We start from the raw sequence: 10,473 nt of genomic DNA on the forward strand, positions 1-10,473 counted from the left end.
CGTCGAAGCGGCCCGCCGCTTCTTCCGCCGCAGCCGGGCGGACGGATCACGCCAGCGGCGCGCCGCTTCGACGACACCGTCGGCGGCTTCCCTGAGCGCGGCAACGGCCGGGGCGGGAACGTTCCCGACCCGGCCGTTGCCCGGAGTGCTCATGTCTGGATCACATCCGACTGTCGACTACTGCGTTCCCGCTGCACCGGCGGCCGGCGGTTCCTTCGCGGTGTTCACGGCCGGCGTGGAGGTACCGGCGGCACCACCGGGGAGCGCCTCGCCCTTCATCGATGCGCGGATCTGCTCGAGCCGGCTGTGCCCGGCCATCTGGATCGTCGCCTGCTGGACCTCGAGCATGCGGCCCTGCACCGAATTCTGGGCGAGCTCGGCCGAGCCCAAGGCGTCGGCGTAACGCCGCTCGATCTTCTCGCGCACGGCGTCGAGGCTCGGGGTGGTGCCGGGAGCCGACAGGGTCGAGTCCATCGAGCGCAGCGACTCGCTGACCCGTTCCTGCATCTTCGCCTGCTCGAGCTGGCTGAGCAGCTTGGTGCGCTCGGCGACCTTCTGCTGCAGGGCCATCGCGTTCTGCTCGACGGCCTTCTTCGCCTGCGCCGCGGCCTGCAGCGACTGGTCGTGCAGCACCTTGAGGTCCTCGACGGACTGCTCGGCGGTCACGAGCTGGGCCGCAAACGCCTCGGCGGCGTTCGTGTACTGGATGGCCTTCTCGGTGTCGCCGGCGGCGGTGGCCTGGTCGGCCATGAGCACGGCCTGACGGGCACTGGCGTTGAGCTTCTCGACCTCGTCCAGCTGACGGTTGAGCTTCATCTCGAGCTGCCGCTGGTTGCCGATGACGGACGCAGCCTGCTGGGACAGGGCCTGGTGCTGACGCTGGGCATCCTCGATCGCCTGCTGAATCTGGACCTTCGGATCGGCCTTCTCATCGATCTTGGAGTTGAAAAGCGCCATGAGGTACTTCCAACCCTTGACGAACGGATTAGCCATGGGTGTGATCCTGCCTCCATCTGGTACGCCGCGCCGAACGCGACCCGGTGCGCGGCCCTCGCGCACCGATTCGGACCGCCGCACCTTCACCGTTCATCGGGCGGTCCCACCTGTCGTGTCCCGGGCCACCCCCCGGTGGTGACCCGAAAAAGTCTGTCGCTTTCGTCCGCATCCGGCAAGCCGGCGCGGTCGTGATCCATGTTAGGCGGCAGCCAGCGCCCGCGTCGCAGGTGGCGGAATCACCACGCGGGTGTCCTGCGCAATTCGCGCGGCCGGATCCCCGGCAGGACCGTGGACGGCCACACCGGAATCGAGGGGTGCCGCCGCAGCGGCATCCTTCCGATCGCGATGCGGTGCCGCATCCGCCAGCGACTCGCTGACGTCGAACAGCACGTCGGACAGCGGCACCTCGAGCGCGTCGCAGATTGCCGCGAGGAGTTCGCTCGACGCTTCCTTGCGTCCGCGTTCGATCTCCGAGAGGTAGCCGAGGCTGACCCGCGCACTGCTCGACACCTCGCGCAGAGTGCGACTCTGCGACACACGGGTGCGCCGAAGGCTGTCACCGATTGCCTCACGCAACAACAGAGCCATCGCGTCCTCCTCGTCCGTCGTGCCTTATCCCGGACAACGCGTAACCGCGCCGCCGGGTTCCCGCGGTCGCGACACCGTGCACCGAAAACCGCGGTGAGCAGACACTACAACGCCGAGTCCGATGTCAGGCGCCCGAGTAGCCCCGACACGGCGGCGTCCACCGCACCGAGCCGGATGGACCATCGGTCGCCGTGCACCGCAGGGCATGTCACGGTGGTGCCGTCGGGCCACAGATCCCCAGAAAAAGGGTGCCCGGCGGGTGCCCGTCCTGATCGTCGGGGCCGGCGACCCCGGTCAGTCCGACACCCCACGTCGCACCGCAGCGTTCCGCAGCGCCCTCGGCGAGTGCTGCAGCGGTCGACTCGGCGACCGGACCGTCCCGCCCGAGGCGCTCGGTGTCGACGCCGGCGAGCGATGCCTTCAGATCGGTCGCGTACACGACGAGACCACCGCGCAACACCGCGCTGGCTCCGGGCACACCGGCGATCGTGGCCGAGAGCAGGCCCGCAGTGAGCGATTCGGCGGTCGCGACGGTCTGCCCTCGCTCGACGAGGGCGGCAACGAGGTCTGCGGCCCGGGTGGCGGCGACGAGAGGATCCGGCGCGGCGGCCATCTACGCTTCGGCTCCGCCCAGGTCGTCGCGGTGATGCTGGTCGTCGCGGTGATGCTGCGCCTCCGTGCGGACGCCCGCGCGCAACCGTGCCGCCTGGACCACATAGTCGATGCCGGTACCGACGGTCAACAGCACTGCCAGCGCCATCAGCGCGACCGCGAACGGCATCACGGCGTCCGGCAAGGGCAGCAGGTACACCCCGATCGCGAGGGTCTGCACGAGAGTCTTGGCCTTGCCGCCGCGGCTGGCGGGGATCACCGCGTGCCGGAGCACCGCGAATCGCAGTGCCGTGATACCGAGTTCGCGGGCGGCGATGATTCCGGTCACCCACCAGGACAGGTCGCCGAGGACCGACAGGCCGACGAGTGCGGCACCGATCAGCGCCTTGTCCGCGATCGGGTCGGCGAGCTTGCCGAAATCCGTGACCAGACCTCGACGACGGGCGAGCTGACCGTCGACGCGGTCGGTGATCGCGGCGATCGCGAACACCGCCGTGGCCGCGATGCGCCAACGGGTCTCGTGACCGTCGCCGACGAACAGCAGTACGAGGAACACCGGCACCAGCGCGATCCGCAGCATGGTGAGGATGTTCGCGATGTTCCACAGCGGCACCGGCTCGTGGGCGGTGCCGGCGTGCGGGCCCGGCGCGGCGCCGCTACCGGCCCCGGCGACATGGGGACGGGGCGTGCTCATGCGGACCTCCGGGTGCAACGTCGTGAAGTACCGGAAGTCGGCACAGGTCGGGCCGGTGGACGTAGTTCCCCCGGAATCTGGGATGAACTCGACGATCCGACCGGCACGTGACCCACAATATCGTTCCGAGCACCCGCTACTGTTCACCGCATGACTTCTCCGACGCCCGATCACGAACACGCCGACCGGATCATCGTGCGCCGTGCTCGAACGTCGGACGTTCCGGAGATCAAGCGTCTCATCGACATCTATGCAGGTCGCATCCTGCTCGAGAAGAACCTCGTGACCCTGTACGAGTCGGTGCAGGAGTTCTGGGTGGCCGAATCGGGTGGCGAGGTCATCGGCTGCGGCGCGCTGCACGTGCTGTGGGCGGATCTCGGCGAGGTGCGCACGGTCGCGGTGGATCCGCGGGTCAAGGGGCGCGGCGCCGGACATCTCGTGGTGGCCAAACTCATCGAGGTCGCGCGGGAACTCGAGCTCGACCGGCTCTTCGTGCTCACGTTCGAGGTGGAGTTCTTCGGCCGGCACGGATTCGCCGAGATCGAGGGCACCCCCGTCACCGCCGAGGTCTACGCCGAAATGTGCCGGTCGTACGATACCGGCGTCGCCGAGTTCCTGGATCTGAGCTACGTCAAACCCAACACACTCGGCAACACGCGGATGCTGCTCACGCTCTGAGCGGCTCCGGAGCACACCCCGAACCCGAAGCGAGGAACCCATGCCCCTGTTCGCCGTCGAATACACCTACTCCGACGCCACCGTCGCCGCACGCGACGAGCACCGCCCGACGCACCGCAGCTGGCTGAGCGACCTCGTCGACGCGGGCACGGTCGTGGCGACGGGCCCGTGGGTGGACGGTTCGGGCGCCCTGATCCTCATCGACGTCGCCGACGAGGCTGCCGCGCACGAACTGATGGCACAGGACCCGTTCGCGCAGCGCAACCTCGTCGACGCCGTCCGCATCACCGGTTGGCAGCCGGTGATGGGCGTGTTCAACGCCTGACGGTCACCGCACGTTCTCGGTTTCGGAGCTCTCCACGGCCTCGGCCTTCCGGGCGTCGCTGCGGTTCTTGAGCAGGCTCAGGACGGTCGTCACGACGAGCACCCCGATGATCACCGCCAACGACAGGCTCGTGGAGATCTCCGGGACCGCGACGTGCTCCCCGCCGTTGACGAACGGCAGCGTGTTCTCGTGCAGCGCGTGCAGCACAAGCTTGAGGCCGATGAACGCCAAGATGATCGACAGGCCGTACGACAGGTACACGAGGCGGTCCAGCAGGCCGCCGATGAGGAAGAACAGCTGACGCAGGCCCATCAGGGCGAACGCGTTCGCCGTGAACACCAGGTACGGCTCCTGGGTGAGGCCGTAGATCGCCGGGATGGAGTCGAGGGCGAACAGCACGTCGGCGAAGCCGATGGCGAGCAGCGCGAGCATGAGCGGCGTGACCATGCGCTTGCCGTCGATCCGGGTGACCAGACGGTCGCCGTCGTAGTGCTCGGTGGTGGGAACGACCTTGCGCACCAGCTTCACGATGCGGCCCTCGTCGGGCTTGGTGTCCTCGTCCTTGTTGTGGTCGATGATCAGCTTGACCGCGGTGTACAGCAGGAAGACGCCGAACAGGTAGAACACCCAGCTGTAGGCGTTGATCGCCGCGGCACCGACCGCGATGAACGCGCCGCGCATCGCCAGGGCCAGGACGATGCCGATGGTGAGCACCTTCTGCTGATATTCGCGGGGGATCGCGAAGGTCGCCATGATCACCACGAACACGAACAGGTTGTCGACCGACAGCGCCTTCTCGGTGACGTAGCCGGCGAAGTACTCGCCGCCGTACTGCGGTCCCCACAGCGCGAAGACCACGACGCCGAACAGGATCGCGATGCCGATGAAGACGGCGGACCAGAATCCGGATTCACGCAGCGAGGGGGCGTGCGGGGTACGGACGTGGGAGACGAAGTCGAACACGAAGAGCGCGGCGATGACCGCGATCGTGACGAGCCACACCAGGGGTGTCACATGCATGGGGCTGAATTCCTCCGGTAGACCTGGAAGGGCACCGGAGGTCTCTCCCGCCTGCACAGGTGCAGACCGACAGTCCCGGAGCGGCAACGCTGCCGTACGTGTTGACGGAACTGTCGCGGATCACGGGGATACTCCCCTCCACAACGTGGTCCATTCAACCACACTCGCAGCCCGGGGCCGTATCAGTCCTGGTCGGAGCCGTTCTCCCCGTCTCCACCGCCCCCACGGATGGAGTACAGCAGGCCCTCGAGTTCGTCCGGCTTGACCAGCACCTCGCGGGCCTTCGACCCTTCGCTCGGGCCGACCACACCGCGGGTCTCCATCAGGTCCATGAGCCGGCCGGCCTTCGCGAAACCGACGCGCAGCTTGCGCTGCAGCATCGACGTCGAGCCGAACTGGCTGGACACCACCAGTTCCACGGCCTGGAGGAACACGTCGAGGTCGTCGCCGATGTCGGGGTCGACGTCCTTCTTCTCCCCCGCCTTCTGCGTGGTGACGCCCTCGGTGTACTCGGGTTCGGCCTGGTTCTTGGTGAAGTCGACGACCGCGGCGATCTCTTCGTCGGTGATGAACGCACCCTGCAGGCGTTGCGGTTTGCCCGCCCCCATCGGCAGGAACAGACCGTCGCCCATACCGATGAGCTTCTCGGCGCCGGGCTGGTCGAGGATGACGCGCGAGTCCGTGAGCGACGAGGTCGCGAACGCCAGCCGGGACGGCACGTTCGTCTTGATCAGGCCCGTGACGACGTCCACGGACGGTCGCTGCGTGGCCAGCACGAGGTGGATACCGGCGGCGCGGGCCTTCTGCGTGATCCGCACGATCGACTCCTCGACCTCACGCGGCGCGGTCATCATCAGGTCGGCGAGCTCGTCGACGATCGCCAGGATGTACGGATACGGGCGGTACACGCGTTCACTGCCGAGCGGCGCGGTGATCTCCCCGGAGCGCACCTTGGCGTTGAAGTCGTCGATGTGCCGCACCCGGTTGGCCTGCATGTCCTGGTAGCGCTGCTCCATCTCCTCGACGAGCCACGCCAGCGCGGCCGCCGCCTTCTTCGGCTGCGTGATGATGGGCGTGATGAGGTGCGGGATGCCCTCGTACGGCGTCAACTCGACCATCTTGGGGTCGATGAGGATCATCCGCACGTCCTCCGGGGTCGCCCGGATCAACAGCGACACCAGCATCGAGTTGACGAAGCTGGACTTACCGGAACCGGTGGAACCGGCCACCAGCAGGTGCGGCATCTTCGCCAGGTTGGCGTGCACGAAGTCGCCCTCGATGTCCTTGCCGAGGCCGATCACCAGCGGATGCCGATCCTTGCGGGTGCTCGGGGCGGCGAGCACGTCGGCCAGCCGGACCAGTTCGCGGTCCGAGTTGGGCACCTCGATGCCCACCGCGGACTTGCCCGGGATCGGGGCGAGCAACCGCACGTTGTCGGTCGCGACGGCGTACGCGATGTTGCGCGCCAGCGCGGTGATCTTCTCGACCTTGACGCCGGGACCCAGTTCGACCTCGTAGCGGGTGACGGTCGGACCGCGGGTGAACCCGGTGACCGCCGCGTCGATCTTGAACTGTTCGAGGACCTCGGTGATCGAGTCGATCATCTGGTCGTTCGCGGACGAGCGCGTCTTCGGCGGGTCGCCCTGGATGAGCAGCCCGATCGACGGCAGCGTGTAGTCGCCTTCGACGACCCGCTCCGGCACCATCGCGTCGAGTTCGTCGGCCTCGTCGACGGCCGGCGTCGGCGGCGGGGTGGGCTTCGGGGTCGGCTTGGGCCTGGTCCGCTGTTTGGGCGGTTCCGGCGTCGGTTCCGGTTCCGGTTCGGGTTCGGGAGCGGGCGGCGCCTCGAACGGCTTCGTCGCGGGCGCGTCCCACAGCGGCAGCACCTCGGTGCGGGCGTTGCCGTCGAATTCGTCGGTCGGGTAGTTCTCGGCCGGGGTGCGGCGCCGTCGCGGGCGGCGTTCGGTGGGATAGCCGTCGGCGTCGAACAGCGTCGGGTCGTGGTCGTCGTACGGCGGTTCGTCGCGGCCGAAGTCGTCGTGGGGATCGTACTCGTCGTAGTCGCCGTATTCGTCGTCGGCGCGATACGACAACCCGAAGTAGTCGCGGAAGAGACCGGGCAGTTCACGCACGGTGGTGCCGGTGATGAGCAGGATCCCGAACCCGGCGGCCAGCACCATCAGCGGCACCGAGAGCCAGACGGTCAGGCCCGAGGTGAGCGGCCCGCCGACCGCGCCGCCGACGAACCCGGCGCCCTGCGATCGGCCTTCGGGGGTGGTGGGCGATCCGGATGCGATGTGCCACAGCCCGAGTGCCGGGAGCCCGACCAGCAGCCCGCCGAGGATCAGGCGGGGGCGGATCTCGGGTCGCGGCTCGGTGCGCATGAGCACCACGGCGATACCGATCGCGACGAGCGGCAGCACTGCGCTGGCACCACCGGTGACCGCGCGCACCCCGGATTCGACCCAGCCGCCGACCGGGCCGCCGACCCCGAACCACACGCTGCCCGCCACGACCAGGCCGAGTGCGATCAGTCCGAGCGCGATGCCGTCGCGGCGGTGACCGTGTTCGATGTCGCCGGCCTTGCCCATCGTGCGGATGGTGGCGCCGACGCCGCGAGCGATCATGAACCAGCCGGCGCTGATCCCGCGCCCGAGGGAGTCGAGCACGCCGGGGCCCCGACGTCCGGACGCCGAGGTTCGAGAGGGCGCGGCGACGCGGGCCGGACGCGTGGATGCGGCCGAACGCCGCGCCGGGGTCCGGGTGGACGACGCCGAGGACCGGCGCTTGGTGGCGCCGGTCTTCGCGGTGCCCGCCTTCGCGGTTCCACTCTTGGCCGCGCCGCTGCGCGACGATCCGCTCTTCGAGGAACCGCCGGACCGGCTCGCACCGGCGCTGCCGGAGCGGCTCGAGGTCCCGGCCGAGCCGCGCGCTGTCGCCTTCGACCGGGAGGTCGTGGACGATCCGCGACTGCTCGACTTTCCTGCCATACCCGTCAGGTTAGCCGCTCGGCCCCCATCCGAACCATCCGCAACACCGGCACCACGTCGCGGTTCATGTCACAGGACACGCCGTGACCTGGGTATTCACCGTCACACGCCGCGAGCCGAGGCCGTGATCTCGTCGAGGTCGCGGGGCTCGCCGTCCGTCTCCAGCCGCACCTGGTCGCGACCGAACGCGTGCAGCAGCAGTTCCGCCGGTTCGCCGCGCAGCACGACGGTGCGCGGGCCTCGTTTCCGCACGGTGGCGCGCGTGCCGTCGGGGCGTTCGAAGACGACGCTGACATCGCTGCCGCGGTAGCTGCGCCGGCCGATCTGCCGGGCCAGCCGCCACAGGTGCTCTTGATCGTCGGCGGGCAGCACCCGCGGCTCCCAGCCGTCGACGGCGCGCCGGACGTCCTCGTGGTGGACGAACATCTCCCCCGCGTTCGCGACCGCGTCGACCAGGAACAACGGGGACCACATCGGCGGCCCGGACTCGATGTCCGCGAGCAGGTACGCCCACGGCCGGTCGGTGGCCGACTTGCGCACCTTCTCGGTGTGGTCCGCGAGCTGCGGCAGAAGGATGCCGGGCATCGAGTCGATCCGGCGCTCGCGCACCAGCAGGTGCGCGGCGAGATCCCGTGTCGTCCAGTCCCCGCAGAGGGTGGGCGCGTCGGGACCGACCTCCGACATCGTGCGGACCAGGGCTGCTCGTTCGCGTTTGGCCAGGCTCACGGCGCCGACGGTACACGGCGCGCCCGACACCGTCATCGCTCCCGGCGGGCGACCCGCGGTCGGTGGACACGGGCCGCCCGAAGATCACTCCGGTGCTGTCACCGCGATGACGGTCGGCACGATCATCGGCCGGCGGCGGTAGGTCTCGGACACCCAGCGCCCGACCACACGCCGGATGGCCTGTGCGATGCGGTGGGTCTCGTTGATGCCTTCCGCGGCGAGTTCGTCGAGCGTCTTGTCGACGAGCCGGGCGGCCTCGGACAGGGCCGTGGGGTCGTCGGAGAATCCGCGTCCCGACACCTCGGGGGAACTGACCGCACGGCCGGTGGCCGAGTCGACGGCGACCGAGATCGAGATGAAGCCGCCCTCGCCGAGGATGAGCCGGTCCGACAGGGTCGATTCGCCGACGTCGCCGACGGACAGACCGTCGACGTACACGTGGCCGACGGGGATCTGCCCGACGATCTCGGCGAGACCGTCGACCATGTCGACGACGACACCGTCCTCCGCGAGGACGATCCGCTCGGGCGGCACACCGGTGGCTTCGGCGAGCTTCGCGTTGGCGCGCAGGTGCCGCCATTCGCCGTGGACGGGCATCGCGTTGGTCGGGCGCACCGCGTTGTACAGGTACAGCAGCTCACCGGCCGACGCGTGGCCGGAGACGTGGACCTTCGCGTTCTGCTGGGTGACGACGGTCGCGCCGCGCTTGGCGAGTCCGTTGACGACTGCGAACACCGAGTTCTCGTTGCCGGGGATCAGCGACGACGCCAGCACGACGAGGTCGTCGGCGCGGATGTTGATCTGCCGGTGCTCGCCGCGGGCCATGCGTGAGAGGGCCGAGAGCGGTTCGCCCTGGGATCCCGTCGAGACCAGGACGAGGCGGTTGCCCGGCAGGCTCGCCGCGGTGTCCAGGTCGACGACGAGGCCGTCGGGCACCTGCAGGTACCCGAGGTCCTGGGCGATCTGCATGTTGCGGACCATCGAGCGGCCGACGAACGCGATCCGCCGGTTGTACCGGGCGGCGACGTCGACGACCTGCTGGATGCGATGGACGTGGCTGGCGAACGAGGCGACGATGACGCGGTTGGTGGCCTTGCCGATGACGCCGTCGAGCACGCCGCCGATCTCGCGTTCGGGGGTGACGAAACCCGGCACCTCGGCATTGGTGGAGTCGACGAGGAACAGGTCGACGCCTTCGTCGCCGAGTCGCGAGAACCCGGCCAGGTCGGTGAGCCGGTTGTCCAGGGGCAACTGGTCGAGCTTGATGTCGCCGGTGTGCAGGACGAGACCGGCGTCGGTGCGGATCGCGACGGCGATCGCGTCGGGGATCGAGTGGTTGACCGCGAAGTACTCGCACTCGAAGGGGCCGTGCGTGGTGCTCTCCCCCTCGGTGACCTCGACGAGCACGGGCCGCTGCCGGTGCTCGCGGCATTTCGCCGCGACCAGCGCCAACGTGAACTTGGAGCCGACCACCGGAATGTCGGGGCGCAGACGCAGCAGGAACGGCACCGCGCCGATGTGATCTTCGTGACCGTGCGTCAGCACGATCGCTTCGACGTCGTCCATCCGGTTCTCGATGTACCGGAAGTCGGGCAGGATCAGGTCGACGCCGGGCTGCTGATCCTCGGGGAACAGCACGCCGCAGTCGACGATCAGGATCTTGCCCTGGTGCTCGAAGACCGTCATGTTGCGGCCGATCTCGCCGATACCGCCGAGCGCGACGACCCTCAGGCCCTTCGCGGGCGCCTTGGGCGGTGCGCCCAGACGCATAGTCGGATCGACCGGCTGACGCAGGTCGGGTCGCTGGGTCGCCGCAGAGGTCTGCGGGGTGCGGCGCGGGCGGG

General features: G+C 69.1%; 9 protein-coding genes and 1 pseudogene. 2 read left to right on the forward strand and 8 right to left on the reverse strand.

The features are described 5' to 3' along the window. Positions 1 to 177 precede the first annotated feature (177 nt). From I0Q12_RS23660 to pgsA, 4 genes and pseudogenes are all read right to left on the reverse strand, one after another. Positions 178 to 993, reverse strand: a complete 816-nt coding sequence (locus I0Q12_RS23660; RefSeq protein ID WP_197255285.1) for a PspA/IM30 family protein — start codon at positions 991 to 993, stop codon at positions 178 to 180. Between the two features lie 201 nt (positions 994 to 1,194). Continuing rightward, a complete protein-coding gene (locus tag I0Q12_RS23665) occupies positions 1,195 to 1,584 on the reverse strand; it encodes a helix-turn-helix domain-containing protein (protein ID WP_197255288.1) in 390 nt (129 codons plus the stop codon). 104 nt (positions 1,585 to 1,688) lie between these two features. Continuing rightward, positions 1,689 to 2,197 (reverse strand): annotated as a pseudogene (locus I0Q12_RS23670) (CinA family protein). After that, positions 2,198 to 2,890 (reverse strand): CDP-diacylglycerol--glycerol-3-phosphate 3-phosphatidyltransferase, encoded by a 693-nt coding sequence (pgsA, locus tag I0Q12_RS23675; RefSeq protein ID WP_197255290.1) that lies wholly within the window; start codon positions 2,888 to 2,890, stop codon positions 2,198 to 2,200. Positions 2,891 to 3,040: 150 nt separating this feature from the next. Here pgsA and I0Q12_RS23680 point away from each other — a divergent pair, with 150 nt between their 5' ends. Then, positions 3,041 to 3,568: an amino-acid N-acetyltransferase gene (locus tag I0Q12_RS23680; protein WP_197255292.1), complete on the forward strand. Its 528-nt coding sequence runs from the start codon at positions 3,041 to 3,043 to the stop codon at positions 3,566 to 3,568. Between the two features lie 40 nt (positions 3,569 to 3,608). Then, positions 3,609 to 3,893, forward strand: a complete 285-nt coding sequence (locus tag I0Q12_RS23685) for a YciI family protein (RefSeq protein ID WP_197255294.1) — start codon at positions 3,609 to 3,611, stop codon at positions 3,891 to 3,893. A 3-nt stretch (positions 3,894 to 3,896) separates the two neighbouring features. Here I0Q12_RS23685 and I0Q12_RS23690 read toward each other — a convergent pair whose 3' ends face one another. The 4 genes from I0Q12_RS23690 to I0Q12_RS23705 form a co-directional block, all read right to left on the reverse strand. Continuing rightward, a complete protein-coding gene (locus I0Q12_RS23690; RefSeq protein WP_197255296.1) occupies positions 3,897 to 4,913 on the reverse strand; it encodes a TerC family protein in 1,017 nt (338 codons plus the stop codon). A gap of 182 nt (positions 4,914 to 5,095) precedes the next feature. Next, on the reverse strand, positions 5,096 to 7,903 hold the full coding sequence (locus I0Q12_RS23695) for a DNA translocase FtsK (RefSeq protein ID WP_197255298.1): 2,808 nt from the start codon (positions 7,901 to 7,903) through the stop codon (positions 5,096 to 5,098). A gap of 102 nt (positions 7,904 to 8,005) precedes the next feature. After that, complete coding sequence (locus tag I0Q12_RS23700) at positions 8,006 to 8,629, reverse strand: TIGR03085 family metal-binding protein (protein WP_197255301.1); 624 nt, start codon at positions 8,627 to 8,629, stop codon at positions 8,006 to 8,008. Positions 8,630 to 8,713: 84 nt separating this feature from the next. Further along, the gene (locus tag I0Q12_RS23705; protein WP_197255303.1) at positions 8,714 to 10,399 is read right to left on the reverse strand and encodes a ribonuclease J; all 1,686 of its coding nucleotides are present in this window, start codon (positions 10,397 to 10,399) and stop codon (positions 8,714 to 8,716) included. Between the last annotated feature and the right edge of the window lie 74 nt (positions 10,400 to 10,473).

Origin of the sequence: Rhodococcus sp. CX (genome assembly GCF_015865005.1) — a bacterium.
Taxonomy (GTDB): Bacteria; Actinomycetota; Actinomycetes; order Mycobacteriales; family Mycobacteriaceae; genus Rhodococcus.